Consider the following 25535-nt stretch of genomic DNA (forward strand, 5'->3'; position numbering starts at 1 on the left):
GCCTGGCTCGCTACTACGAGACGGTCACCAAGCACAACCTCAAGTATCGTCGCTACTATCACCAGTTCGACTACTAAGAGCAAATAACGTTTGTGTAATTGGGCCCCGCTCCTATATGGAACGGGGCCTCGTTTAGGTTGGAGAGTAATTATGAGCTACCCCCTGCTTGCCGTCATGAATATCAGCCATCGTTATTTTGACCTTGAGGAATTCTTTTCTTCGGCAGCGGCCTCGGGCTATACGTGTTGCGAGCTTTGGACCGGGGCGATGCATCTGTATGTCGATTGCCATGGATACGATTCGCTCGAGCAGGTGCGGGAGCTGTCACAGCGGTATGGGATTCGGATTGTGGGGCTTTGTCCCGAACAGAACAACCCCAAGCCGTGGAATATCGCGGCGCGCGGGAATGAGGCGCGTGCCCGCACACTCGCGTACTTTAAGAACGTTGTAGATATTGCGGAGGAACTTGGAGCCGAGCAGGTCATGGTTTCGAGCGGCTGGGCATTTTTGAACGAGCCGATCGAGGACGCGTGGGGTCGCAGCTCCTCGATGCTGCGTGCGATTGCCGAGCATGCGGGAGAGCGCGGCGTGCGGCTGGTGCTCGAGGCCCTACAGCCGGTTGAGTCGATAATCGTGAACTCGGCGACCGACACGAAGCGCATGATCGAGGCAGTTGATCATCCGGCACTTAAGGCGTGTCTGGATATGGGCGCTATGGCGGTGGCGGGGGATACCATCGACGATTATTTCGATCTACTTGGCGATGATGTCGCCCATGTGCATTTTGTCGATGTTGCGGCAGATGGCACGACGCATCTTGCCTGGGGTGACGGCGACCGCGATATGCGCGCCGACCTAGATAGGCTGGTGGCGCGCGGCTATCGCGGAGTTGTTTCGGCCGAGACCTATGACTGGCGCTATTTCGCCGACCCCGCAGCTGCCGATGCGCAGGTAATGGCAGAGTATCGTCGTGCGATTGGCGCCTAGGTGGGGTTGGGCTGCGGCAATCTGCCCTATGTTTCCAAATGAATACGGTGTGAGCGGCTGCGACGGATTTTCCCCGCAAACACTCTAGTATGCTAAAGTACCCAGAAGACCGGCGGAGCTATGCCGGTCTTCTGTTCTATATGAAACACAGCATGAGGAGGCTCACCAGATGACGGCCACACCGTGGGGATTCCGGGACATATTGCCCGAGGAGGCTCAGGCGCGCGAGGAGATTGCACTGACGGTGAAGGGCTGCTTCAGGGAGCATCATTACCTGCCGGTCGAGACGCCGCTGCTCGAGGACAAGGGGTCGCTTGAGGAGGGCGGTCGCATTGCGGACACGCCGTTTAAGCTCTTTGATGACGACGGTCGCCTGCTGGTGGTCCGTCCCGACAACACGCTGCCGATCGTTCGTCTGGTTTCGACTCGCATGCGCGCGGCCGATCTGCCGCTGCGCCTGCGCTATGAGGCGCCGGTGGTTCGCGAGTGTCAGCGCAATGCCGGTGGCTCGCGTCAGTTTACGCAACTGGGTTTTGAGCTCATCGGCGCGGGCGACACCGCGGGCGATGTCGAGATTGTCTCACTGGTCGCCGAGGCCGTGCGCAAGCTGGCACTTCCCGGTGCGCGCATTATCGCGGGCAGTGTGCGTCCGTTTAAGGAACTGCTTGCGGCGTGTGAAGATCGCGAGCTGGCTGCCGAGGTATTGCGTTGTGTGCACGCCAACGACTTCGTGGGCCTCGATGCCCGCGTGGCGAAAAGCACCGAGCCCGAGGCCGTCAAGGCCGCCATTAGCGAGCTGCCGCGCCTGCACGGTGGTGCCGAGGTGCTCGACCGCGTCGACGCGCTGCTGGCGGCGGCGGGCATTGTTGCGCCGCTCACGCGCGAGCTGCGTGCCCTGGTCGAGGGCCTGGCTCCCGAGGACGCCCAGGTGCTGTCCTTCGACTTCTCCATCATGAACTCTTTCGATTACTACACGGGTCTGGTCTTTAAGGCCTATGCCGGCGGCCTGCCCGATCCGGTGGGCTCGGGCGGTCGCTACGACTCCATCTTTACCGGCGCGTTCGGCGACGGCGTCGAGGTGCCGGCGGCGGGCTTCGCCTTTTCGCTCGAGCGCCTGGAGGCCGCGCGCACCTCGGCCGAGGATGCCGCTTCCGATGGTGACCATGCCGTGGGCCGTGGCGCCGAGGGTCCGCTGTGCATTGCCGTGCCCAAGGGCTCGCTTAAGGCCGACACGCTCGACGTGCTCGAGGCCGCGGGCCTGGACGTCTCCGAGCTGCGCGACCCCGGTCGTCACCTGATTGTGCGCGGCCGCGACACGCGTGCCGGCGAGGGCGCGGTCGGAGATATCGAGTTTGTCATTGTGCGCCCCAGCGACGCGCCTGCCTTTGTGGGCTGCGGCGGCGCCGACTGCGGCATCTGCGGCTGGGACTCGCTTATCGAGGCAGACCTCAACCTACTGCAGCTGGTCGATCTGGGCTACGGCCTGTGCACTTTCATTGAGGCGGAGCCCGCATGGCGCGCCGGTCAGGCCGAGCGCAACTACGTCCGTCGCGGGTCGCTTCGCGTGGCCACCAAATACCCGCGCATCGCGAGCGCCTGGTATGCCGAGCGCGGCGTGAATGCCGACATCGTTTCGCTGCACGGCAATATTGAGCTGGGCCCCATCGTCGGCATGACCGACCGCATCGTGGACATTACCGCCACGGGTGCCACGTTGCGCGACAACGACCTGGTCATCACCGGCCGCATTATGGACTGCACGGCCCGCTTCTTCGTCAACCCAGGTGCCGCGCGCTTGGATCCGCGCGTTCGCAACCTGGCCGATCGCCTGGCGGCTGCCGTGAAGGACAAGCATTTTGAGCCCGTCGCGGGCTCGGCACAATAGCGCGAGCGCGCACGGGCGCCCCAGTGTCTGGGCTGCGGGCCGACTGGCGCCGCTGCCCAGTCGCTCGTTTTTCGAACACAACCTCGACCGATAGGGGATACCGATATGAAGACCATCAAGCTTGCTCCCGGTGAGCGCCTCGTTACCAACCAGCTCAACCGCAAGGGTGTGCTGCCGCAAAACATCGTCGACGCCGCCCGCGATATCGTGGCCAACGTGCGTGCCAACGGCGATGCCGCGGTGCGCGATTACTGTCAGCGTTTTGACGGTGTCGAGCTGCAGAGCTTCCGCTTGCCGCAAGAGCAGATCGATGCCGCGCTCGAAGGTCTTGATCCGGCCTTTGTTGCCGCGCTCGAGAAGGCCGCACGCCAGATTCGCGAGTTCCACCAGCGCGAGGTCGAGCAGAGCTGGTTTACCACGCGCCCGGACGGCACGATGCTCGGCGTTAAGGTGACCCCGCTCGCGGCGGCCGGCATCTATGTGCCGGGCGGTCGCGCGCAGTATCCCTCCACGGTGCTCATGAATGCCATTCCCGCCAAGGTGGCCGGCGTCAAGCGCGTGGTCATGGTGACGCCGCCGCAAAAGGACGGCCTGATCAGCCCCTACACGCTCGCCGCGGCAAAACTCGGCGGCGTGGACGAAATCTATATGGTGGGCGGCGCTCAGGCCGTGGCCGCGCTGGCGTACGGTACCGAGACCATTCCGTGTGTCGATAAAATCACTGGTCCGGGCAACGCTTTTGTTGCCGCTGCCAAGCAGATTGTCTCAGGCGATGTGGGAATCGACATGGTCGCCGGCCCGTCCGAGGTCTGCGTGCTGGTCGATGCCACGGCCAAGCCCATGGTGGTCGCGGCAGACCTGATGGCCCAGGCCGAGCACGATCCGCTGGCAGCCTGCTATCTGGTGACTTGCGACGAGCAGTTTGCGCGCGAGGTCGAGGCCGGCATCGACATTCTGGTGGCGCAGTCGCCGCGTGCCGAGATCACGCGTGCCTCGCTCGATAACGAGGGCACCATCGTGGTGGCCGCCGACATGGCTGCCGCCGTCGAGGCCGTGAACACTGTGGCGCCCGAGCACCTGGAGCTGCACTGCAAGGATGCGATGGGCCTGCTTGGCGGCATTCGCAACGCTGGCGCCATCTTTGTAGGCGCCTGGAGCTCCGAGCCGCTTGGCGATTATGTTGCCGGCCCCAACCACACACTGCCGACCGGCGGCACGGCCATGTTCTCCAACCCGCTTTCGGTCGAAGAGTTCGTTAAGCGCTCGAGTGTCATTTGCTATACGCCTGAGGGTCTGCTCTCCGACGCTCCCGCCACACAGCGCCTGGCCGAGGCCGAGGGCCTGTGGGCGCACGCGCTTTCGGCCGCACTGCGCCGCCGCGTGCTGGAGCAGGGCGAGGATGCCGTGAGTGCCGAGTCTCTGGCCGCGGCCGACCTGACCAAGGTCGCCTGGCCGGGCGACGCCGTGGCGACGGTTGCTGAGGGCGTGGACCTGGCGGCGGCTGCGGGCGCGGATGGCGCTGGCGCGACCGGCGAGGAGGCCTAACATGGCCGAACTCACGCCGCGCATGAAGGAACTCGTCCAGCCCTACCTGGCCGGCATCGAGCCCTATGATCCCAACTTTACGCCTACGCGCATCAATCTTTCGGCCAACGAGAACACCTATCCCGTGCCGGCCGGCGTGCGCGAGGCAATCGATGCAGCCCTGGCTGCCACGCCGCTCAGCCGTTATCCCGACCCCATGTCCAACGACCTGCGCGACGAGCTTGCCGCTTGGCATGGCGTGACGCGCGAGAATATCTGCGTGGGCAACGGCGGTGACGAGCTGCTCTATAACTACTTGCTGGCGTTTGGCGGCGCGGGGCGGACCCTGCTCAACTGCCCGCCGTGCTTTAGCGAGTATGCGTTCTTTGCGTCGCTGTGCCAGACCGAGGTGCGCGACGTGTGGCGCGACCCGGCGACCTTTGAGCTCGACCAGGCGGCGGTGCTTGCGGCGGCTCCCGAGTGCAATCTGGCGATCGTGACCTCGCCCAATAATCCCACGGGTGACGTGGCGCCGCTCGACTTTGTTGCGGCTCTGTGCGATGCCTGCCCCGGCATGGTGATGGTCGACGAGGCCTACGTGGAGTTTGCCGACGATTCGTTTGGCGCGGCCACCACGGCGCAGGGGCTTATCGCCGAGCATCCCAACCTGGCGATTCTGCATACACTGTCCAAGGCGTTCGGCGCCGCCGGCACGCGCCTGGGCTATGTGATCGCGGCGCCCGAGGTCATCGACGTGTTCGCGGCGATTCGCCAGATCTATTCGGTCAACGTGCTGAGCCAGGCGGCAGCACTTGCCTGCGTGCGTGCCCGCGATGCCTACGCACCTGTGGTGGCGCAGGTCGCATCCGAGCGTGAGCGCGAGCTGGCCGCTCTGCGCGTGATGGCTGCCGAGGGCTTGCCCGTGGAGGCGTGGCCGAGCGCGGCGAACTTTGTGCTCGTGCGCACGCCGCATGCCACGCGCGTGCGCGAGCGCCTGCGCGACGAGTATTCAATTTTGGTGCGCGACTTTAGCTACGCGCCGGGGCTCGCGGACTGCCTGCGCATTACCGTGGGCACCCCGCAGGAAAACGACGAGGTGCTGGCAGCGTTTGCCGAGCTGGTGAAGGAGGAGATGTAGATGGACCGCTATGCCGAGGTGACCCGCAAGACGGGGGAGACCGACATTGTCGTAAAGCTCGACCTGGACGGAAGCGGCGTGTGCGATATCTCGACCGGCGTGCCGTTTTTCGACCACATGCTCAACGCCTTTGGCCGCCATGGTCTGTTCGATCTGACGGTGCACGCGGTGGGCGACGTCGAGGTCGATGCGCATCACACCGTCGAGGACACGGGCATTGTGCTGGGCGAGGCGTTTTGCCAGGCGCTGGGCGACAAGGCGGGCATTACGCGCTTTGCCGACGCGGCGATCGCCATGGACGAGACGCTTGTGATGGCTGCTGTTGATATTTCGGGCCGCGGGCAGGCCTACTGCGAGCTGCCCGTGCCGACTGAGCGCGTGGGCAGCTTCGATACCGAGCTGGCCGTCGAGTTCTTCTACGCCTTTGCGCGCGATGCCAAGCTCACGCTGCACGTGCGCGAGCTGGTGGGCGGCAACTCGCATCACATTATCGAGGCCGCCTTTAAGGCCGTGGGCCGCACGATGCGCCGCGCCTGCGAGCTGGACCCCCGCGTGCAGGGCATTCCCAGCACCAAGGGCTCGCTGTAACCGTCACAAGGGTAAAACCACCACGAAGGTGCCTGTCCCCTTTGCGGTGGTTTTGGATGATGAGAAGTGGAGGGTCGCGTGGGCGAACCGAAGATTGTGGTGGTCGATTACCACAAGGGCAACTTGTCGAGCGTCGTGCGCGGGCTTGCGCGCGCCGGTGCCGCCGCCTGCACGTCGGACGATCCGGAGCAGATCCGCAACGCCGACGGCCTGGTCATCCCGGGCGTGGGCGCGTTCTACGATGCGATTGCCTTTATGCGCGAGAGCGGCGAGGCGGACGCGGTGCTCGACGCCGTTGCGGCCGGAACTCCGCTGCTCGGCATCTGCCTAGGCCTTCAGCTGTTTTTTGAGCGCGGCGACGAGGGCGTGCCGGCGGATGAGGGCACGGTCGCGGACGGAAACGCTCCCAAGCAGGCTGACGGTCCCTGGGTCGATGGCCTGAGTATTATGCGCGGCTCGTGCACGCGCCTGGAGTCGAGCCGCCTGAAGGTGCCGCACGTGGGCTGGGACCAGGTGCACATGACGTCCGCCGGTGCGGCTGATCCGCTGCTTACCGGTTTTGCCGAGGGCGCCAACATGTACTTCACCCACAGTTATGCGGTGGCCGACGACGCCGATGCCGCCGATGTGCTGGCGCGCACGCACTATACGCGGAGCTTCCCGTGCATCGTGCGCCATGGCAACGTGTGGGGCTGCCAGTTCCATCCCGAGAAATCCTCCGCGCTGGGTCAGTGCATCCTTAAGAACTTCGTCAACATCGTCGAGGAGGCCGGCCGATGATCCTGTTTCCCGCAATCGATCTGATCGGCGGCAAGGTCGTGCGCCTGGAGCGCGGCGACCGGAGTCGCTGCAAGGTATATTCCGACGACCCCGTGGCCGTTGCTCGCTCGTTTGCCGAGCAGGGCGCAAGCTGGGTGCACGTCGTCGACCTGTCCGCTGCCTTTGGCGAGGACGAGGACACATGCGCTGCCAACTCGGCGGCGATTAAGGCCATCTGCGGCGTCAACGGTCTGTCCGTGGACGTGGGCGGCGGCGTCCGCTCGCTCGCGCGCATCGACGAGTTGGCCGGCTACGGTGCGCGCCGCATCGCACTAGGCACGGTGCTCGTGACCGAGCCGGGTTTTGCCGAGGTGGCGGCCCAAGGCTTTGGCGAGCTGTTGGTGGCAGATATTGCCGCACGCGACGGCCAGGTCAAGGTGAATGGCTGGCGTGACGGTGCGGGCGTGGCGCTCGACGACGCCGTGGCGCAGCTTTCCGAGCTGGGTTTTAAGCATCTGGTGTATACCGACATTGCGCGCGATGGCATGCAGACGGGCATCGATGTGGCGGCGTATCGCCATGTGGCCGAGGTCGCGGGCTTTCCCGTCGTGGCATCGGGTGGCATCTCGACGCTCGACGACATCCGCGCGCTGGCCGCAGTGGGTGAGGGCGCGATTGAAGGTGCCATTACCGGTCGCGCGCTCTACGAGGGCAACTTTACGCTGGTACAGGCGCTGACCGCCGCCCGAGGGGAGGAGTAGCCCATGCTTACCAAGCGTGTGATTCCCTGTCTGGATGTTAAGGACGGCCGCGTGGTCAAGGGCGTCAACTTCGTGAGCCTGCGCGATGCGGGCGATCCGGTGGAGCTGGCGCGTGCCTACGACCGTGAGGGTGCGGACGAGGTCGTCTTCCTGGACATTACCGCCACGAGCGACAACCGCGCGACGACTATCGAGATGGCGGCGCACGCGGCCGAGGAGCTCGCCATTCCCTATACCGTGGGCGGCGGCTTTCGCGACCTGGCGGGCATGCGCACCATGGTTGCAGCCGGTGCTGACAAGGTGTCGCTCAACTCTGCCGCCGTGCGCGACCCGTCGCTGATTAGCCAGGCTGCCGCGGCGTTTGGTAGCCAGGCCGTGGTCGTGGCGATCGATGCCAAGCGCGTGGGCCTGCCCGGCGCATCCGGTGCCGACAAGTGGGAGGTCTTCACGGCGGGCGGCCGCAACGCCACGGGCATCGACGCGGTGGCGTGGGCCGAGGAGGCGGCTCGTCGCGGCGCCGGCGAGATCTTGCTCACCAGCATGGATCGCGACGGCACCAAGGCCGGCTTTGACCTGGCGCTCACCCGTGCTGTGGCGCGCGCGGTGCCGATTCCCGTCATCGCGAGCGGCGGCGTGGGCACGCTCGAGCATTTTGCCGAGGGCGTGATCGAGGGCGAGGCCGATGCCGTGCTGGCGGCGAGCGTCTTTCACTTTGGAACCTTCAGCATTCGCCAGGTGAAGGAGTATATGGCATCGCAGGGAATTCCCGTGAGATTGGATTTTTAAATGGAGCAAGTGACAACTGCGTCCGAGCTCAAATACGACGCCAGGGGGCTGATTCCTTGTGTGGTTCAGCAGTATGACACCGGCGAGGTGCTTATGGTTGCTTGGATGAACGAGGAGTCGGTGGGGCTGACGCTCAAGACCGGTACCACGTGGTTTTGGAGCCGCAGCCGTCAGGAGCTCTGGAACAAGGGCGCGACGAGCGGCAACATGCAGGAGGTCAAGGAGCTCTGGGCCGACTGCGATAGCGATACGCTGCTGGTCAAGGTCGACTCGCCGGGTCCGGCTTGCCACACCGGCAACCGTACCTGCTTCTTTAAGAAACTCGCGTAGGGCGGGCGCGCGACCAGGCGCTTGGCCAACCAGAAAGGATTGAACCATGGGTGTGCGCACCGCGAATGTTCAGGATGGAAATATCGGCGAGACGCTGACGGGACTGGCCGAGGTGATTCATGGTCGCCGCGACGCGTCGCCGCAGGAAAGCTATACCGCTCGCCTGCTGACCGACGTCGAGGATGAGCTGCTCAAGAAGCTCGCCGAGGAAGCGAGCGAGGTGATCATGGCCTGCAAGGACAACGACCACGACCACATTCGCTACGAGGCCGGCGACCTGGTCTACCACCTGCTCGTGACGCTCGAGCGCTACGGCATTACCCTCGACGAGCTGGCCGGCGAACTCAACGCCCGCCGCCACTAGTCATTGGGGACGTTCTTAAACGACTAGTTAGGCGAGGGGTGTGGATTCCCATTCGCCGGTGGGGTGGGGGACGTCGAAGGTTCGGTAGCCACAGTCGTAGGCGTGTGCCTGGGCCTCACGGATGTTCCAGCAAATGTCGCAGGCGCGGTGTGCGTCCGAGCCAAAAGTGATCGGCACCTCGGCGTGGGCGAAGCAATGCAGCAATCCGGTCGTGGGATAGTAGTCGTCGAGTCCCTTGCGCGGCGCAGCGGTCGAGACCTCAACGCGGCGGCCCGCGTCGTGTGCACACTCTGCCATCTGCCCCCAGAACGGCGCGGGGTCAAAGTCGGGCGCAAAGCCCTCTTTCGAAAAGCGCATGACCAGGTCGGGGTGAGCCATTACATCAAAGTTGAGCGGGCTCTCGCAGGCGCGGCACCAGTCGTCGACGTAGCGCTCCCACACGCCGCGTACCCCCAGGTTTTCCCAAACGTGCAGGTTGGTGTCATCGTCGATCCAGCCGCAGCGCGAATCGGGCGTATCGGGACGAGCGACGTCCTCCGTCCCCGCCGTGCCCGCAGCACCTGCCGCAATATCGCCTGGGTTACCAATCCAATGCACGCTGCCCAGGCGCACGACGGCGCCTCGGGACCAGCGCTCGACCAAAGGCTCGCAGCCCTCGTACCAATCGCATTCAAAGCCATAGATAAGCTCGAGCTCCGGCGCGATCTGCGCGGCAAGCTTGCGAGCATCCTCAAAAGCCAGACGATGTGCCGGCAGGTCGCCCTCAGTAACCTGCACTTCGCAGTTGGCATCCATGCTGGCGGGCAGGGTGAGATGGTCGGTTGAGACCATGACGCGGCAGCTGGCCGCAGCAGCGGCGCGAACGTTGTCCTCAAACGAGGCATGACCGTCCGAGAACGAGGTGTGGGTATGGCAATCGATCAGCGGGCAAGCAGACATGGCGGCTCCTTTGCGTCAAGCGAATCCGCTCCATTGTAATGGCGCAGCTCTCAACACGCCGGGCACGCCGGGGGTCGAAATCGATTGGAAAGGCTGCGCGGCGCGCGGTGCGGCCTCGCTTGCGCTCTCAAAACATGTGCATCAGCCTCCAAAAGCTGCAAAAAATGACATGTTTGGAGGCTGACGTACACGTTTGAATGGAGCGGGCCGGCGTTGGAGCGCGCCAGCACTTGCGCCCAGCAAAAGTCGCACCTATCCCATGACGCCGCCCCTGCGCCGCCTGCGATGTGCTAGCGTTTGGGTGGACAAAACGAGCCCGCGCGGAAAGGATCCGGACCGTATGCAATGCGATAGCACATCTCCGCTGTCTCGCGAGACCGATGCGCCCGAGACCATCGTCAAGCTGGAATGCGACATCGACGATGCGTCGCCCGAGGTGCTCGCCTACGCCGCCGACCGTCTGCGCGGGGCGGGTGCGCGCGAGGTGCATTGGCTGCCCCTCTATTGCAAGAAAGGCCGCCCCAGCTGGCAGCTACAGGTAATCTGTGCTCACGAGGATATCGAGCGCCTGCAGACGATTATCTTTTTGGAAACCACGACCAACGGCATTCGTCGCCAGGTCATGGAGCGCGTTTGCCTGCCACGCCGCTTTGAGCGCGTAACGACGCCATGGGGCGAGGTGTCCGTTAAAGTGGCCACCCTGCCCGACGGCAGCGAGCGTGCAGCGCCCGAGTACGAGGATTGCGCCCGTCTTGCCCGCGAACATGACGTGCCGCTCCAACGCGTGATGCAGGCGGCTCAGAGCGCGGCGCTGCGATTCGAGTAACACGGTAGATGGGCCCCACATCCGCCGGACCCCGTATTCAGCTCCCATCAACCCCACTCCGAAAGGACTCCCCATGAAATGCCTCATCGCTTCCGACATCCACGGCTCGGCATACTGGGCCGAGCGCCTGTGCACTGCCATCGAATCCGAGCAGCCCGACCGCATTGTGCTGCTGGGCGACCTGCTCTACCATGGCCCGCGTAACGACCTGCCGCGCGACTATGCTCCCAAGCGCGTGATTCCGCTGCTCAACGCCCTAGCCGACCGCATCATCGCGGTGCGCGGCAACTGCGACGCCGAGGTCGACCAGATGGTCCTCGACTTTCCCGTTATGGCCGACTACGCTACGCTGTTCGACGAGACCGGCCGCGAGCTGTTCCTGACGCACGGCCACGTCTTTGGCGCCGGCATGCACAACAGCGTCGACCACGCGCCCGCGTTGCCCGAGGGCTCAGCGCTCGTCTACGGCCACACGCACATCAAGGCCAACGAGGAAAGCGCCGCGCACCCGGGCCTGTGGCTCTTCAACCCCGGTAGCGTGAGCATCCCCAAGGACGGCTCGCACAGCTACGGCATCTACGAGGGCGGCGCGTTCCGCCACGTGGTCATGGAGGAGGAGTAGCCATGGCGCAGCACATGGCTCAGCAAAATGCCGAGGGCTCGCGCGATCTGTCCACGCTGGTAGACGCGTCGACCGAGCTGCAGCATCTGGTGCAGACCATCTGGCGTCTGCGTCAGCCCGATGGCTGCCCGTGGGACCGTGAGCAGACGCACCGCAGCATTGGCAAGAACATGATCGAGGAGGCCTACGAGGCGCTCGACTGCATCGAGGCGGACGACGCGGTTCACCTACGCGAGGAGCTGGGCGACGTGCTCATGCAGGTCGTGCTGCATGCGCAGATTGCGGCCGACGCCGGCGAGTTTACACTGGCCGACGTGGCGCGCGATATCGACGCCAAGCTCATTCGTCGCCACCCGCACGTGTTTGGCGATGCGGATGCCGACAGCTCCGAAGAGGTGCTCAAGATTTGGGACGAGGTCAAGCTTGCCGAGAGGGCTGCCAAGGACAAGGCCGTGGCGGCGGGTGAGGCCACGCCCGAGGGCCTGCTCGATGGCGTGCCCACGCATCTGCCGGCGCTGATGCAGGCTCAGAAGGTCTCGCGCAAGGCAGCTGCTGTGGGCTTTGAGTGGGAGACGGTCCAGGATGTGTGGGACGAGGTCGCCGAGGAGCGTGCCGAGTTTGAGGCCGAGGCCCCTGGCTCGCCCGAGCGCGAAATGGAGTTTGGCGACCTGCTCTTTGCCTTGGTCAACGTCGCGCGCAAGGAGGGCATTGACGCCGAGAGCGCCCTTCGTGCCAGCACAGCAAAGTTCCGCCGTCGCTGGGCCGCGATGGAGCAGATGGCGTCCGACGCCCACGTGGATCTTGCCGAGCTTTCGACCCACGGCCTCAACGACCTGTGGGATGCCGCAAAGGCGGAGGAGTAAGACTGCGGGAACGACGGGCTGACACGCCTCATCGTTCCCGCTAAATTTTTCGAAAAACAAGTGTATCCCTCGGCTAACTTAGGGCATAATGCAAAAAGTGCGACATGGCTAACTTACGGAGACGCACCGATGGTGCACGGTCAGCCGGTCGCTTGCATCCACTACGTTTCCAAGTGAGAGGGAGACAACATGAGCGATATTTTGGACGTCTACGGTCGCGAGGTGCTCGACAGCCGCGGCAATCCCACCGTCGAGGTCGAGGTCGTGCTCGAGGACGGCAGCTTTGGCCGCGCAATGGTGCCTTCGGGTGCTTCGACCGGCGCCTTTGAAGCCTGCGAGCTGCGCGATGGCGACAAGGGCCGCTACCTGGGCAAGGGCGTTTCGCAGGCCGTCGAGCACGTCAACAACGAGTGCGCTAACGCCGTCGTGGGCCTCGACGCCTTCGACCAGCGCGCCGTCGATGCCGCGCTAATCGCCGCGGACGGTACCCCCAACAAGACCAAGCTCGGTGCCAATGCCATCCTGGGCGTGTCGCTGGCCGTTGCCCGCGCCGCCGCCGAGTCGGCGGGCCTGTCGCTGTACCAGTACCTGGGCGGCGTCAACGCTCATCTGCTGCCCACACCTATGATGAACATCCTCAACGGCGGCGTGCATGCCGACAATAACGTTGACTTCCAGGAGTTCATGATCATGCCCGTGGGTGCTCCGAGCTTTGCCGAGGGCCTGCGCTGGTGCGCCGAGGTCTACCACACCCTCAAGGGCGTGCTGCACGAGGCCGGCCTGGGCGGCGGCGTGGGCGACGAGGGCGGCTTTGCCCCCAACCTTAAGACCAATGCCGAGCCGTTCGAGTACATCACCAAGGCCGTCGAGAAGGCTGGCTTTAAGCCCGGCGTCGACTTCATGTACGCCATGGATCCGGCGTCCACCGAGTTCTACAACGCCGAGACTGGTATGTACGAGCTCAAGGGCGAGGGCGTTGAGTACACGAGCGCCCAGATGGTCGATTACTGGGAGAAGCTCGTCGACACCTATCCCATCATCTCCATCGAGGACGGTATGGCCGAGGAGGACTGGGACGGCTGGGTCGAGCTTACCCGCCGCATTGGCAATAAGGTGCAGCTCGTAGGCGACGACCTGTTCGTCACCAACACCGAGCGCCTCAAGAAGGGCATCGAGCTGGGTGCCGCCAACGCGATCCTGGTCAAGGTCAACCAGATCGGCACGCTCACCGAGTCGCTCGAGGCCATCGAGACCGCCAAGGAGGCCGGTTACGCTTGCATCGTGAGCCACCGTTCCGGCGAGACCGAGGACTCCACGATCGCCGACCTGGTCGTGGGCGTCAACGCCGGCCAGATCAAGTCGGGCGCCCCGTGCCGCAGCGATCGCATCGCCAAGTACAACCAGCTCATCCGCATCGAGGACGAGCTCGAGGGCAGCGCGCGCTACGCCGGCAAGGCCGCGTTCTACAACATTCGCTAAACGGGCGAATTTGGCGAGGGGGAGGCTGACTCGGTTTCGCCTCGCCTTGGCTGGATGCCGCAAAGCGCTATGGGCGCTGGGCCATACGGCTCAGCGCCTTTTTTATGTCGAGCAAAGGCTGGCGAAGGCGGTGCGCGCGCTCGTGCTATAACTAGAATACTTAGCGCAAACAAACCTCAACCGCACAAGGCGCACATGGATCAGATTTACGACAACAGGTACTATTCCGCCGGTTCGCGTGAGCCGTCGCCTCGCCGTGCGCGCACGGTGCAGCTCGGTGGGTCCGTCTACGCCGGCGCCGACCGCTCCACGCAGCGCCCGACAAGTACCTCGCGCCCCAATGCTCATGTGAATACTTCGTCAGATGGACCGGTGCGCCCGGCACGTTCGTCGCATGCTCAGCGCTCATCGGCTCAAACGCACGATAGGTCGAGCAGGCCCTCGAACCGTCTTTCGGGCTCGGACTTTATGCACTACGCCAACGACAACGCGGTGGTCAAGGCAATCTATGACTTTACGCATGGCTCTCTGCGTCCGCTGTTTATCGGTATCGTGGTGACTCTGGCGCTCGTGAGCCTGTATTTCCCCGTGCGCGACCTGTACGTTGCAAAACGCTCGAACGACATCTTGGCCAAGCAGGTCGAGATTCGCGAGCAATACAGAGATGAGATGAAAAAAGACACTGACAAGTGGCTCTCGGAAGAGGGCATTAAGGATCGGGCACGGGAACTGGGCATGGTGATGCCCGGCGAAAAGAGGATTGAAGTACAGGGTCTGGACGAGGATTCGGATTCGTCGTCGAGCAAAAAGTCCTCAAACGCCAAGAAGGCCAGCGAAGTGGCCAAGGAGATTGAGGAAGTCGGCAAGGACGCGCCGTGGTACATTCAGACGCTCGACATGCTGTTTGGTTTTAGCGGCGTCGAAGGCCAGACGGTCGCGTCCAGCGGCGAGTAGCGCCCAGAGGGGAGCCCGCAATGACAAATTGCAAACGATATAAGGTGGCCGCGATTGACCTGGGAACGGTGTCGTCGCGACTGGTGTTGGCGCAGGTCGAGGCCGGGGCGATCGTGGAATCGTCCAAGCATACCGAGATCACCGACTTGGGCGAGGGCGTGGACGCGACGGGGCGCTTTTGCGAGGCGGCCGTTGAGCGCGTGCTCGCTGCGTGCCGCATGTTTGTGGACGAAGCCCGTACCTTTGGGGCCGCGTGCGTCTGCACCACCTGCACGAGTGCCGCGCGCGATGCGTCCAATGCCGCGCTGCTGCTGGACGGTCTGCGCGATCTGGGGCTCGAACCGCAGGTGATTCCGGGCGAGGTCGAGGCGCGCCTGACGTTTTTTGGCGTGGCACACGACTTTGCTGGCGAGCGCATCATCGTCGCCGATTCGGGCGGTGGCTCCACGGAGCTCGCGACGGGCGTCTATGCGCCTGAGCGCGGGGTCTTTGCGCTGGAGGGAACGCGCTCACTGGACATCGGTTGCCGTCGCGTGACGGAGCGTTTCTTCTCGGCGTTGCCGCCTTCGGACGGCGAGCTTGCTGCCGCTGCCGACTGGGCGGACGAGCAGTTCGAGGCTTACTTTGAGAGCCTGCCGAGCGATTTTGAGCGCGCCGAGCGCTTGGTCGCGGTGGGCGGTACCGTTACCACGCTCGTGGCGCTGGTCCACGAGCTGGAGCCGTACGACTCGAACTTTGTGCACCTGCGCGAGCTTTCGATGGAGCAGATTTCGGCCGCTATCGAGCGCATGTCTGCGTTGGATGTTGCAGGCATTGCCGCGTTGCCGGGCGTGCAGCCCAAGCGCGCGGGCGTGATTCTGGCCGGCGCCGTGGTGATCCGCGAGCTCATGCGTGCCGGCGGCTACAAGACGCTCACCGTAAGCGAGAACAGCCTGCTTGCTGGCATGGCCGCCACCATCAACGAGGTTCTCGACGGCGCGACTCCCACCATCGCCTGGACCCCGAGCCTGAGTGCTCTTTAACCGTCTTCCTCTGAGTTGCGGTGAAATAGTTCCTAAATAAGCTGGTAAACGGTATAAACAGGAACTATTCCACCGCAACTTAGAGCCCCACCGGCGTGTAAAAGAAACGAGCCCGCATCCCTTGGGGACACGGGCTCGAAAGCTCCATATGGTAGGGGCGGTGGGACGTCCGCGCATTTGCTGCGCAAATACGCACCGGCTTCGGCCGCCTGTCGGCGCCCTCGCCGGCTCGCTTCGGACGCTGCGCGTCCGCTTAACGCTCGCCCCCTCGCGGGTTCGAGTCCCACCGGCATCTAAAAGAAGCGAGCCCGCATCCCTGAGGAACACGGGCTCGAAAGCTCCATATGGTAGGGGCGGTGGGACTCGAACCCACAATCCTTGCGGCGAGAGATTTTAAGTCTCCTGCGTATGCCAATTCCGCCACGCCCCCGTGAGACTAGAAGTCTAGCACAAGCCGTCCGTTACGCGTTGACGGCCATCGAGTGTTGGCCCGACTTCTCCAGGAACTCCTGGAACTTGGCTTCGTCGCCCTTGTTCTGGTACTGCAGGGCTAGCAGGTACTCCAAGCGGCAGCGCTTGACCGGGTCGTCGCCGACATCCTCGAGCATGCGCTCCAGCTCGGGAATGTCGTTGTGGCGCTTGAGGATCATCGTGTCGTACATCAGCTGACACTCGTGCGCAACTGCCTCGGCCTGACCGCCCTCAAAGCCCTTGATCTCGTGCAACAGCTCTTTGGACTTTTTGCGGTCCTCCTGGCCAACATAGTAGTTAAAGGCCTTAATCACCAAGTCGACGCGCTGCATCTTGGGGAGGTTGAGTCCCAGCAGTAGGTCGAACATCTCGCTGGCGCGCTCGTGGTCCTCGCGCAGCAGATAGGAGTTCAGACGCAGGTAGTCGCGGTTGTAGCGTGGGTACAGCATGCTGGTGAGTTTGCCGTCGAGCAAACGATCGAACTCGTCCCACTGCTTGGCAGCCATAAGCTGCTGCAGGCGCTTAAACGTGGTGCGTTTTTTGACGCTAAAGAACACCGACACGGCGATGCAGATGATAACGACGGCGGTCCAGAGGGTGCGGGAATCGGGCATATTAGGGTCCTTAGTCGCTCATAAAGCGAGCGGTATGACAACACGTACTAGATGTATTATACGCAGCGCGCAAGCAAACTGGCATAAAAGCTCATCGAGGCCGAGTGCCATCGCTCGCTGCGGTACACTTACCTAAAGTAAACCATGAAGGGAGACATTACCTATGAAGAAGATCGTTTTGGCTTGCGGTGCTGGCGCTGCTACTTCCACGCTCGTTGCCCAGAAGGTCGCTACTCTGCTCGACGCCAACGGTTATGCCGACAAGTACGAGATCGTGCAGTGCGCCATCTCCGAGGCCAAGGATTACTGCGACGAGGGCGCCGACCTGCTGATCGCCACCACCGTTGCCCCCGAGGGCCTCACCTGCCCGTACGTGAGCGGCGTGCCCTTCATGACTGGCATGAACCGCGTCGCTGCCGAGAAGGCCGTTCTCGACGTCATGGCTCAGTAGGCGCTGACTGCATGAGTGAGCAGAACGCCAACCCGGTAGAGCTCTTTGGCATGCGCGTTGCCCATGTGGGCATTAACGCCACCGACCCGGCAGGCGCCCTGGAGATCGCGGAGCTGTTCTCGACGATGATGGGCCTGCCCGTCATCGAGACCCCGGTTTCGTACTTCAACGATTCGCTGGTCGAGATCATGAAGCAGAACGGTCGTGGCACCAAAGGCCACATCGGCTTTGCCGTTAACGACATCGATGCAGCTGAGAAGTGGTTTGCCGAGCGCGGGCTCGAGGTCAACGAGGAGTCGCGCGTGCTGCTGCCCGACGGCGGCACCAAGCTCGTGTACTTTAAGCGCGAGTTCGCCGGCTTTGCCGTGCATCTGTGCCGCGAGTAGCGCACAGGCTGCTATAGCTAGCAAAAAGGGATGGGGCCGCATGGCCTTATCCCTTTTTTATGCCGAGGGGCTTCCTATCGTGGCAGGCGAATCGTAAAGCGGCTGCCGACCCCTTCGACCGAGGTCACACCGATGACGCCGCCGTGGCTGTCGACGATCCACTTGGCGATCGCAAGCCCCAGACCCGAACCCTGTGCGCCGGCATCGCGCGCGTTGTCGGCACGGTAGAACCGCTCGAACGCGTGAGCTGCGGATTCCTGGTTCATGCCGATGCCCTCGTCCTCAACACTTATGTCGATCGTGCCCGCGCCCGCATCTGGCGTTATGCCAAATGTGACGGTCGTTCCCGCATCCGAGTACTTGGCGGCGTTTTGCACGATCACGCGCAGAGCCTGCTTCACGAGCGCCACGTCGACGGGCGCGTCGCAGCGCGGGTCGCTGGCAAGCGCAGCGTCAGAAGCCAGCCGATACGTGTGCTCGGTATCGATCATCTGCGATTCTTCGCATACCTCGCTGACCAGTGCAGCCAAGTTGGTATGCGCGCGCCGCAGGACCGTGCGCCCGGCATCGCCGCGCGCCAAAAACAGCAGCTGCTCCACAAGCTCTTGCATGTGCTCGCTTTCTGCTTTAAGGGACGCGATGGATTCCGCCAGCACGTCCGGGTCGTCCTTACCCCAGCGGTCGAGCATGTTCACGTAGCCCTGAATCACCGCGATGGGCGTGCGCAGCTCGTGGCTCGCGTCGTTGACAAAGCGCATCTGCTGCAGCTTGGCCTCTTGCATCTGGCGCAGCAGGCGGTTGAGTGCGACCTCGATGCTTGCCAGGTCGGCGTCGCCGGTGGTGACGCTCGGCGAGTCGACGCTTGCGCGCTCGATGGCCTGCTCCAGTGTTTCCATTTTGCCGCCGGCGAGTTGCATGCGGCCGAGTTCGTCCACGCGCAGGGCCAGATCGTTGAGCGGCGCCATGGTGCGGCGCACGCGGCGGGCGCCGCCGAGCATGTTGAGCACGCTGATGACCTGCCAACCCACAACGACAAGGTAGAGAGGCCATAGCGTGACGAGGTCCTGCGCGAGGGGGAAAGTCTTGGTGGTACGCGCAAGCTCGACGGTATAGGCGAGCGTTGTCAGGTCCCAGCCGCGCGCGGGCGTCAGCGTCATGCCGCGAACGGTGGCGCTGGGGATCCATCCTGCGGTAAACGCGCCGTTGGGCAGCGTCTGGTTGTATCCATAGACAAGGATCGCCGCCACAATCATTACTAGCAGCAGGTCGAGCCAAACGTAGCTCATCAGGCGGCGCCACATATAGCTCCAGTTGATGGCGCGGGCGATGGAGGTGACGCGCTTGGCCTCGGCGTTACGCGCGGCAGACATAGCCCACCCCGCGCACGGTTTGGATGATGCGGGCGCCGCCGGCGTCCTCGATCTTGGCGCGTAGATGCGCGATGTGCACGTCGACGTTGTTGGTGTCGCCCATGTATTCGTAGCCCAGCGCTTCGTGCGCGATGCGTTCGCGCGTGAGCACGGTCTCGGCATGCGCCATAAGCAGGGCGAGGACATCGAACTCGCGGGCCGTGAGCGCAATGGGCGAGCCGCCGACCGTGACTTCGCGGCGGTCGGGGTCGAGCGCAACCGAGCCCACGGCGAGCGTGGCGGGGGAGAGCGAGGCGGAAACCTGGGTCGAGTCACTGACCGGGGGCATCGCAGTGGCGCCGACACCCGTGCCGCCTGCCGCGCCCGTCCCGATGCCGCCAACGCCCGAAGCCGCCCGCACGGCCTCCGAGCGCTTCAACGCCACGCGGATCCGTGCGAACAGCTCCTCAATCGCAAACGGCTTGGTCAGGTAATCGTCGGCGCCGGCATCGAGCCCGGCCACCTTGTCCATCACGGCATCGCGCGCGGTGACCATAATCACCGGCACATCCTTGTGCTTGCGGACGCGTCGCAGCACCTCCATGCCGCTGAGCTGAGGCAACAGCACATCGAGCAGAATCAGATCGTAGTCGCGCTCCAGTGCCAGGTCCACGGCGGTGCGGCCGTCGGCGGCATGTTCCACCCGGTAGCCCTCGTGCTCCAGCTCGAGCGTCACAAAGCGGGCGATTTTCTCCTCGTCCTCTACGATCAGGATCCGTGCCATACGTGCCCCCCGTCTGCGATTACTTGTCGTCGTTGAGATTTTGCTTGATGTCGTCCGCGGCGTCGGCGGCGTGATTCATAAGATTGTTGATGCTGCCGGGCACGTCTCCGTCGCTGTCGATACGGTAACGCATGCCAAAGAACAGGCCAATCAGCATCAGCCATATCGTGGCGCCCCAGGCAAACAGGGCGATGATGGGGATCAGGATGGGAATGTTGAGGATGATCGCATCGCGGCGCGTGGCGATAAACTTGGTGTCCAGGCTCAGGCGGAAGAGCTTTTTGAGGTACTCCCACACGCTGTCCATCTTCTTGGAGAAGTCGGTCTTTTCGCTCGACTTCTCGTAGGCTGCCTGCGCGGCGACCATCTCGGCCGAGGGCTCATCGACCGGCGCGGACTCGGTGGCGGCGTGCGCCGATGTGGTCTGCGTCTTGCCCTGCGACTCGAGCCAAATGATGGCGTCCAAAACGTTGCCGTCGGCGGCGTCGAGCGCGGCCTTGGCATCGGTGTAGCTCACGTTGCACTTGGTGCGGATGGTTTCAACTTTTTCGAGGTCGTCCATGACCTGTCCTTTCGTTCGATGGGCGCGAGCGTTGCGTTCGGCGGCCTGCGTTGCGCGGCGCCGCCCCGCCCCTTGTTCGAACTCTATAGTGCAGGTTATAGATTAAGCGATTCTTGAGCCAAGATTAATGTTGGATGAGTTTTTGGGTAGCGGTGGGAAAAGTATTAGACCTCGATAGCGGGGGATGGGGTGCCGGTGCAAAACGGCGTCAAAGGTTGGTCGAGCAGGCGGTTTCTCCATTGATGTCCGCACGGCATGGGACACTTACCCTGCCGCCCTGCTCTGCCGCGGCGGCATGTACCCAAACAACGACCCTCTAAGGAGTTCGATACCAATGAGCGATAACACCAAGCATCTCGCAAAGAAGTGCGTCAAGGACGCGGGGCCGTGCCTCGCGTTGTGCCTTGCCGGCGCAGCGGTCGCGCTGCTGGCTGTTCTGGGGCCATTCGACGTGCTCCGAAGTGCCAGTTCTCTGCACGTTTGCATGGCCCTTGCCGGCGCCATGATGACCGGCGGCGTGCTCGATCTGGTTTTTTGGGTGCTTGACCCGTTTGGATGGAAGAACGAAGGGTAAGCCCTAAGGGATGGAAGGGCTGGAACGGTTGGCTTAGTGATCGTGCAGAATGTGGGCTAGCGACTTACAGGGAAGTGGTAATCCGATGACGGTCTATGTAACAGGCGATATTCATGGCGGCGCTGACATGCAAAAGCTCCGCGATTGGGAGCTTGGGGATAGCCTGGCGAGCGACGACTATCTCATCATCGCGGGCGACTTTGGCTTTCCCTGGGACTTTTCTACCGAGGAATGTGCCGATATTGCTTGGCTGGAGTCGCGCCCCTACACCGTGCTGTTTGTCGACGGCAACCACGAGCGTTTCGATCACTGGGCGGAACGCCCATGGAGTTGTGGCACGGTGGGCTGACGCAGCGCCTGTCGGATACCTCGCCCATACGGCGCCTGACGCGCGGCGAGGTTTTTGAGCTCGACGGCTCAACGGTCTTTACCATGGGCGGCGCCACGAGCGTGGACAAGGAATACCGCATTCCGTATTCCAGCTGGTGGCCGCAGGAGCTGCCGGACGAGCGCAACTTTGAGGAGGCGCGGGCAAAGCTCGACAGCGTGGGCTGGACGGTCGACTACGTGATCACTCACACCTGCTCTACGCGCATGCTTTCGTCCACGCTTTATCCAGCGTCCGGCTGGAATTGCCCCTCCGTTGATCGGCTTACGGCATTTTTCGATGAGCTGGAAGACCGCTTGGACTACAAGCGCTGGTACTACGGGCATTTTCATCGGGATACCAACCCGGCCGAGCGTCACACCGTGCTCTACGACTGCATCGTTCGCTTGGGCGACGAACTCCAGCCCTGGGATGTTGCGTAGAGGCGGGGTGGCTGGCTACTCGACCGTTACAGTGATGTTCTCCCGATGCGCGCGGATGACGTCCCAGCTAAAGTGCTCGACCAGCTGCTCGGCAGAGCGCGGTGTGGCGTCCGGCGCGATGCCTGTTTGCCCGGCGAGCCATCCCAGCAGCGCCTCGGGCGTGCCAAAGCGTGCACGTAGTTCGCCCAGGTCCAGGTCGCGGTCTCGCTTGGATAGGCGGCGGCCGTCCGGCGACATGAGCAGTGGAATGTGCGCGTAGCGCGGCGTGGGAAGTCCCAGCAGATGTTGCAGGTAGATCTGGCGCGGCGTGGAACCAAGCAGGTCGCATCCGCGTACGATCTCGGTGACGCCCATGGCAGCGTCGTCGACCACCACGGCCAGCTGATAGGCAAACACGCCGTCGCTGCGGCGCACCAAAAAGTCGCCGCACTCGGTGGCGAGTGCCTCGCATTGGGCTCCGTACGTGCGGTCTACGAATTCGATCACGTCGCCCGCGAGGTCGTCGACGGTGGGCACGCGCAGGCGCGTGGCCGGAGCGCGCAGGATGCTGCGGCGGGCAACCTCCTCGGCAGAAAGGCCTCGGCAGGCGCCGCGGTAGATGGGCGTGCCGTCGCTGGCGTGCGGCGCGCTCGCGGCGTGGAGTTCGGCACGCGTGCAAAAACAGGGATAGGTGAGGCCGGCGTCTTGCAGCTGGCGCAGGGCGTCCTCGTACAGATCCAGGCGATCGTGCTGGTAGTAGGGGCCTTCGTCCCACTCGAGCCCCAGCCAGGCCAGGTCGTCAATCAGTTGAGCGGCAAGCTCGGGGCGCTTGCAGCGATCGTCCAGGTCCTCGATACGCAACACGATGCTGCCGCCCTGGCTGCGGGCCGAAAGCCATGCGCACAGGCAGCTGAACACGTTGCCCAAGTGCATGCGGCCCGAGGGCGACGGGGCAAAGCGGCCCACGACGGGGGTGGGCACTGCCGTTGCTGGTGCGTCCGCGGCGTGTGTTGCTATGTTGCGTGCGTTGATATCCATGCGGACGAGTATAGCGCGGGGCGCGGTGGGGGAGACGCTGCCGTGGCCTGCAAGTTGCCGAGGCCGCGCGTTGCGCGTGCCGGACCACCGGCTCGACAGCTCGATCGCCGCCCGCCAGCCCAACCCCTCAAACGACAGAAACCCCGGCAGCTCTTCGCAACTGCCGGGGTTTCCGCGGAAAAGGGGGACATGATCCTCGAGCGAACGGCAAAGGGGCAAACCGTTTTCGCTCAACTGCTTTATGCCCCTCGGCTGGCGGCTCAGTCAGCGCATGCCGCGCCCACACAAAGCCGCTACACCTGTGACGGAGCTGTGAAGTGGTATCTATTGCTGGCGCAGGCCATGCCAAGGGTGTCCCTAATGACTGGTCATTTAAGAACGTCCCCAATGACTGGCTGTTGGGGTGCGGGTGTGACTTTCATCCCGTTTGGCGCTCCGGTCGCCTAGATGTTCGTCATGCGTACCCGCAAACGTGGGACAATGGCGCTGTTGGTTTTACAGACAAAGGATGTGCCTATGAACACCCTCGCCGCCAAAGTCAGCCGGCAGCGCCGCCCGTTTGCGCGATTTGCTTCCGTCTGCGCACTCGTCGCGCTTGCATTGCTGCTACTGCCCGCCGCCGCACACGCCGACGGTTATTCCATGACCCAGACCTATATCAGTGCCACGGTTGAGGCCGATGGATCGCTGACCGTTGTCGAGGGACGCCAGTTTGATTTCGACGACGGCATCAACGGCGTGTTTTGGGAGATCAATACGGGCGCCAACCAGCAGGGCGGCACGGCGGGCGTCGATGTGCTGAGTGTCGAGGAAGAGGACACCACGTTTAACAAAGTCGATAGCGCGAACAAGGGCGACTCTGGCGTCTATACGGTCGAGCAGACCGGTGACGGCGTAAAGATCAAGGTGTTCAGCCCCCACGAGAGCGGCGATAGCGCAATCTATTACGTGAGCTACACCATGACCGGTGCGGTCATGAACTGGGCCGATACCGCCGAGCTCTATTGGAAATTCGTGGGCGACGGCTGGTCCGCGGATTCCGATGACGTCGAGATGGAAGTGCGCTTCGCAAATGCCGCTGCCGGGACGGCGGCCGTCAAGGGCGATAACTTCCGCGCATGGGGCCACGGCCCGCTGACGGGCGACGTGTCGCTCGATGTGGACGAACCCATGGTCACCTATACCATTCCCTGCGTGCATCAGGGCGAATTCGCCGAGGCGCGCATCGCCTTCCCCAGCGACTGGGTGCCGCAGCTTGCCGCCTCGGGCGAAGAGCGCATGTCAACGATCCTGGGCGAAGAGAAGGAATGGGCCGATGAAGCTAACGCCCGCCGCGCTCACGCTCGTATGATTGCCAATGTACTTGCCGTGCTAAGTGTTGTCGCGGCGGTGGCCTTTACCGGCACAGTCGTTGTGCTCAAGTTGCGCCGCCGCAAGCCCAAACCGCTTTTCCAGGACGAGTATTTCCGCGATGTGCCTTCGACCGACCATCCCGCCGTGCTTTCGGCCCTCATGAGCTGGAACGAGGTGCCCGATCAGGCATATATCGCCACGCTCATGAAGCTCACTGACGACCGTGTGATCAAGCTGGAGCGGGCGACCGTGACCAAGGCCAAGAAAGGCCTGTTGGGGCGTGAAAAAGAAGAGCAGACGTATCGCGTGACGGTGAGTGGTGCGGGCTGGAAGTCGGCCAAGGGCATTGACCGCATGGTGCTCAAGGTCTTCTTTGCCGGTACTAAGCCTGACGAGAACGGCGATCGCTCGCGCACGTTCGACGAGCTGCAGCACTACGTCAAGCAGCACGCTACACCCGTGGGCGACAAGCTCGAGGACTATCAGAACACCGTTAAGGGCAAGCTGGCCGATAGCGAGTACGTTGCCTCGGACGGCATTGTTGCAATGGTGTTTTGCCTGGTTCTTGGTATCCTGATTGCCTTTGTTCCCGTGGGATCCATTTTCTTTACCGATGGCGCACAGGCGAACATCACCGCCGCGGTTATCTCGGTGCCGATTGTGCTGGTGGGTATCGGCGTGGGCCTTACGTTTCGCCGCTTTACGCCGGAGGGCGCCGAGGTGGCGGCTCGCTGCAAGGCACTTAAGCATTGGCTCGAGGACTTCACTCGTCTAAAGGAAGCCGTCCCGGGCGATCTGGTGCTGTGGAACAAGCTGCTGGTGATGGGCGTGGCGCTGGGTGTTTCCAAGGAAGTGCTGCGTCAGCTTGCCGAGGCCGTGCCTGCGGACCTGCGCAACAGCGACGATTTCTACGACAACTACCCCTGCTACTGGTGGTACTACCATCATTACGGTACCGAGTCCCCGCTCGATTCATTCGATGACGTGTATCACGAGACCATCCGCGAGCTGGCTTCGAGCTCCGATAGCTCGAGCGGCGGCAGCGGCGGCGGCTTCTCTGGCGGCGGTGGTGGCGGCGTCGGCGGAGGCGGCGGCGGAACGTTCTAGCGGTCCTAAATTATGGGATGGGCTTTTCTCGACAGCCGTCGGGGAAAGCCCATCCCCTTTTTACGCGCTACCTACGAAGACTGTCCCCAGCAACTAGTCATTTAAGAACGTTCCCAACGACTAGGTGCGGTTGCTGCCAAGGAGTGTCCCGGGGTGCCGGCACAGACGATATGAGCAGGACATAAAAACATTGAGAGCCCCTGCTGCATGAAAGACCGCGGATTAGGCCG

28 protein-coding genes and 1 tRNA gene are annotated in these 25535 nt (G+C 63.3%); 22 read left to right on the forward strand and 7 right to left on the reverse strand.

Annotated elements, in window-relative coordinates; translation table 11 throughout:
* Window positions 1–150: 150 nt before the first annotated feature.
* The 10 genes from AB5164_RS05485 (at window position 151) to hisE (ending at window position 9122) form a co-directional block, all read left to right on the forward strand.
* Complete coding sequence (locus AB5164_RS05485; protein WP_316365372.1) at window positions 151–987, forward strand: sugar phosphate isomerase/epimerase family protein; 837 nt, start codon at window positions 151–153, stop codon at window positions 985–987.
* 169 nt (window positions 988–1156) lie between these two features.
* The gene (hisG, locus tag AB5164_RS05490; protein ID WP_316365374.1) at window positions 1157–2872 is read left to right on the forward strand and encodes an ATP phosphoribosyltransferase; all 1716 of its coding nucleotides are present in this window, start codon (window positions 1157–1159) and stop codon (window positions 2870–2872) included.
* Between the two features lie 105 nt (window positions 2873–2977).
* Window positions 2978–4417 (forward strand): histidinol dehydrogenase, encoded by a 1440-nt coding sequence (gene hisD, locus AB5164_RS05495; RefSeq protein WP_368147880.1) that lies wholly within the window; start codon window positions 2978–2980, stop codon window positions 4415–4417.
* A gap of 1 nt (window position 4418) precedes the next feature.
* Window positions 4419–5534 carry a histidinol-phosphate transaminase gene (gene hisC / locus AB5164_RS05500; RefSeq protein WP_368142800.1) on the forward strand — a complete coding sequence of 372 codons (1116 nt, stop codon included), beginning with the start codon at window positions 4419–4421 and terminating at the stop codon, window positions 5532–5534.
* Window positions 5535–6122 carry an imidazoleglycerol-phosphate dehydratase HisB gene (gene hisB / locus AB5164_RS05505; protein WP_368142801.1) on the forward strand — a complete coding sequence of 196 codons (588 nt, stop codon included), beginning with the start codon at window positions 5535–5537 and terminating at the stop codon, window positions 6120–6122. It abuts the gene before it with no gap.
* Between the two features lie 78 nt (window positions 6123–6200).
* Entirely contained in the window at window positions 6201–6902 is a 702-nt protein-coding gene (gene hisH / locus AB5164_RS05510; protein WP_368142802.1) for an imidazole glycerol phosphate synthase subunit HisH, read from the forward strand.
* Entirely contained in the window at window positions 6899–7642 is a 744-nt protein-coding gene (locus tag AB5164_RS05515) for a 1-(5-phosphoribosyl)-5-[(5-phosphoribosylamino)methylideneamino]imidazole-4-carboxamide isomerase (protein ID WP_349088191.1), read from the forward strand. Before hisH ends, AB5164_RS05515 begins: the two co-directional genes overlap by 4 nt.
* Window positions 7643–7645: 3 nt before the next feature.
* Complete coding sequence (hisF, locus tag AB5164_RS05520; RefSeq protein WP_117769949.1) at window positions 7646–8428, forward strand: imidazole glycerol phosphate synthase subunit HisF; 783 nt, start codon at window positions 7646–7648, stop codon at window positions 8426–8428.
* 9 nt (window positions 8429–8437) lie between these two features.
* Window positions 8438–8758: a phosphoribosyl-AMP cyclohydrolase gene (gene hisI, locus AB5164_RS05525; protein ID WP_438265618.1), complete on the forward strand. Its 321-nt coding sequence runs from the start codon at window positions 8438–8440 to the stop codon at window positions 8756–8758.
* 46 nt (window positions 8759–8804) lie between these two features.
* Complete coding sequence (hisE, locus tag AB5164_RS05530) at window positions 8805–9122, forward strand: phosphoribosyl-ATP diphosphatase (protein WP_006235893.1); 318 nt, start codon at window positions 8805–8807, stop codon at window positions 9120–9122.
* A gap of 27 nt (window positions 9123–9149) precedes the next feature.
* Here hisE and AB5164_RS05535 read toward each other — a convergent pair whose 3' ends face one another.
* Complete coding sequence (locus tag AB5164_RS05535) at window positions 9150–10061, reverse strand: PHP domain-containing protein (protein WP_368142803.1); 912 nt, start codon at window positions 10059–10061, stop codon at window positions 9150–9152.
* 340 nt (window positions 10062–10401) lie between these two features.
* Between AB5164_RS05535 and larC2 the strand changes: the two genes are divergently transcribed.
* The 6 genes from larC2 to AB5164_RS05565 all read left to right on the forward strand — a co-directional run bounded on the left by larC2 (window position 10402) and on the right by AB5164_RS05565 (window position 15827).
* Window positions 10402–10887, forward strand: coding sequence for a nickel pincer cofactor biosynthesis protein LarC2 (larC2, locus tag AB5164_RS05540; RefSeq protein ID WP_368142804.1), 486 nt, complete (start codon window positions 10402–10404; stop codon window positions 10885–10887).
* A 73-nt stretch (window positions 10888–10960) separates the two neighbouring features.
* Window positions 10961–11509: a phosphodiesterase gene (yfcE, locus tag AB5164_RS05545; protein WP_368142806.1), complete on the forward strand. Its 549-nt coding sequence runs from the start codon at window positions 10961–10963 to the stop codon at window positions 11507–11509.
* 2 nt (window positions 11510–11511) lie between these two features.
* Complete coding sequence (gene mazG / locus AB5164_RS05550; protein ID WP_368142808.1) at window positions 11512–12372, forward strand: nucleoside triphosphate pyrophosphohydrolase; 861 nt, start codon at window positions 11512–11514, stop codon at window positions 12370–12372.
* A 189-nt stretch (window positions 12373–12561) separates the two neighbouring features.
* The gene (eno, locus tag AB5164_RS05555) at window positions 12562–13851 is read left to right on the forward strand and encodes a phosphopyruvate hydratase (RefSeq protein WP_117564903.1); all 1290 of its coding nucleotides are present in this window, start codon (window positions 12562–12564) and stop codon (window positions 13849–13851) included.
* Window positions 13852–14046: 195 nt separating this feature from the next.
* Window positions 14047–14805 carry an FtsB family cell division protein gene (locus AB5164_RS05560; RefSeq protein WP_347496666.1) on the forward strand — a complete coding sequence of 253 codons (759 nt, stop codon included), beginning with the start codon at window positions 14047–14049 and terminating at the stop codon, window positions 14803–14805.
* A gap of 20 nt (window positions 14806–14825) precedes the next feature.
* Complete coding sequence (locus tag AB5164_RS05565) at window positions 14826–15827, forward strand: Ppx/GppA phosphatase family protein (protein ID WP_368140493.1); 1002 nt, start codon at window positions 14826–14828, stop codon at window positions 15825–15827.
* Window positions 15828–16172: 345 nt separating this feature from the next.
* Here AB5164_RS05565 and AB5164_RS05570 read toward each other — a convergent pair.
* Both AB5164_RS05570 and AB5164_RS05575 read right to left on the reverse strand, forming a co-directional pair.
* Window positions 16173–16257, reverse strand: a tRNA-Leu gene (locus AB5164_RS05570).
* A gap of 31 nt (window positions 16258–16288) precedes the next feature.
* Complete coding sequence (locus tag AB5164_RS05575; RefSeq protein ID WP_006235902.1) at window positions 16289–16912, reverse strand: hypothetical protein; 624 nt, start codon at window positions 16910–16912, stop codon at window positions 16289–16291.
* A 163-nt stretch (window positions 16913–17075) separates the two neighbouring features.
* Between AB5164_RS05575 and AB5164_RS05580 the strand changes: the two genes are divergently transcribed.
* Window positions 17076–17363: a PTS sugar transporter subunit IIB gene (locus tag AB5164_RS05580; RefSeq protein WP_006235903.1), complete on the forward strand. Its 288-nt coding sequence runs from the start codon at window positions 17076–17078 to the stop codon at window positions 17361–17363.
* 11 nt (window positions 17364–17374) lie between these two features.
* Window positions 17375–17749, forward strand: a complete 375-nt coding sequence (locus AB5164_RS05585) for a VOC family protein (RefSeq protein WP_368142809.1) — start codon at window positions 17375–17377, stop codon at window positions 17747–17749.
* A 74-nt stretch (window positions 17750–17823) separates the two neighbouring features.
* Here the strand turns inward: AB5164_RS05585 and AB5164_RS05590 are convergent, their stop codons facing one another.
* Genes AB5164_RS05590 through AB5164_RS05600 form a run of 3 tightly spaced genes read right to left on the reverse strand, consistent with a single transcriptional unit; the run spans window position 17824 to window position 20444 of the window.
* Complete coding sequence (locus AB5164_RS05590) at window positions 17824–19119, reverse strand: sensor histidine kinase (RefSeq protein ID WP_368142810.1); 1296 nt, start codon at window positions 19117–19119, stop codon at window positions 17824–17826.
* A complete protein-coding gene (locus tag AB5164_RS05595; RefSeq protein ID WP_368142811.1) occupies window positions 19103–19882 on the reverse strand; it encodes a response regulator transcription factor in 780 nt (259 codons plus the stop codon). The genes AB5164_RS05590 and AB5164_RS05595 overlap by 17 nt, the downstream gene beginning before the upstream one ends.
* A 19-nt stretch (window positions 19883–19901) precedes the next feature.
* Window positions 19902–20444, reverse strand: coding sequence for a UBA domain-containing protein (locus AB5164_RS05600; protein ID WP_117847868.1), 543 nt, complete (start codon window positions 20442–20444; stop codon window positions 19902–19904).
* 334 nt (window positions 20445–20778) lie between these two features.
* Here AB5164_RS05600 and AB5164_RS05605 point away from each other — a divergent pair, with 334 nt between their 5' ends.
* From AB5164_RS05605 to AB5164_RS05615, 3 genes are all read left to right on the forward strand, one after another.
* Window positions 20779–21018 carry a hypothetical protein gene (locus tag AB5164_RS05605; protein ID WP_196033640.1) on the forward strand — a complete coding sequence of 80 codons (240 nt, stop codon included), beginning with the start codon at window positions 20779–20781 and terminating at the stop codon, window positions 21016–21018.
* Between the two features lie 85 nt (window positions 21019–21103).
* Entirely contained in the window at window positions 21104–21367 is a 264-nt protein-coding gene (locus AB5164_RS05610) for a metallophosphoesterase (protein WP_368142812.1), read from the forward strand.
* Window positions 21343–21828 (forward strand): hypothetical protein, encoded by a 486-nt coding sequence (locus AB5164_RS05615; RefSeq protein ID WP_368142813.1) that lies wholly within the window; start codon window positions 21343–21345, stop codon window positions 21826–21828. The genes AB5164_RS05610 and AB5164_RS05615 overlap by 25 nt, the downstream gene beginning before the upstream one ends.
* 15 nt (window positions 21829–21843) lie before the next feature.
* Here the strand turns inward: AB5164_RS05615 and gluQRS are convergent, their stop codons facing one another.
* Window positions 21844–22788 (reverse strand): tRNA glutamyl-Q(34) synthetase GluQRS, encoded by a 945-nt coding sequence (gene gluQRS, locus AB5164_RS05620; protein ID WP_368142814.1) that lies wholly within the window; start codon window positions 22786–22788, stop codon window positions 21844–21846.
* Window positions 22789–23361: 573 nt separating this feature from the next.
* On the opposite strand from gluQRS, the gene AB5164_RS05625 reads away from it, so the two are divergent.
* Window positions 23362–25305, forward strand: coding sequence for a DUF2207 family protein (locus tag AB5164_RS05625; RefSeq protein ID WP_368142815.1), 1944 nt, complete (start codon window positions 23362–23364; stop codon window positions 25303–25305).
* Window positions 25306–25535: the final 230 nt, after the last annotated feature.

This window comes from Collinsella aerofaciens, from assembly GCF_040915425.1.
Taxonomy (GTDB): Bacteria; Actinomycetota; Coriobacteriia; order Coriobacteriales; family Coriobacteriaceae; genus Collinsella; species Collinsella aerofaciens_BW.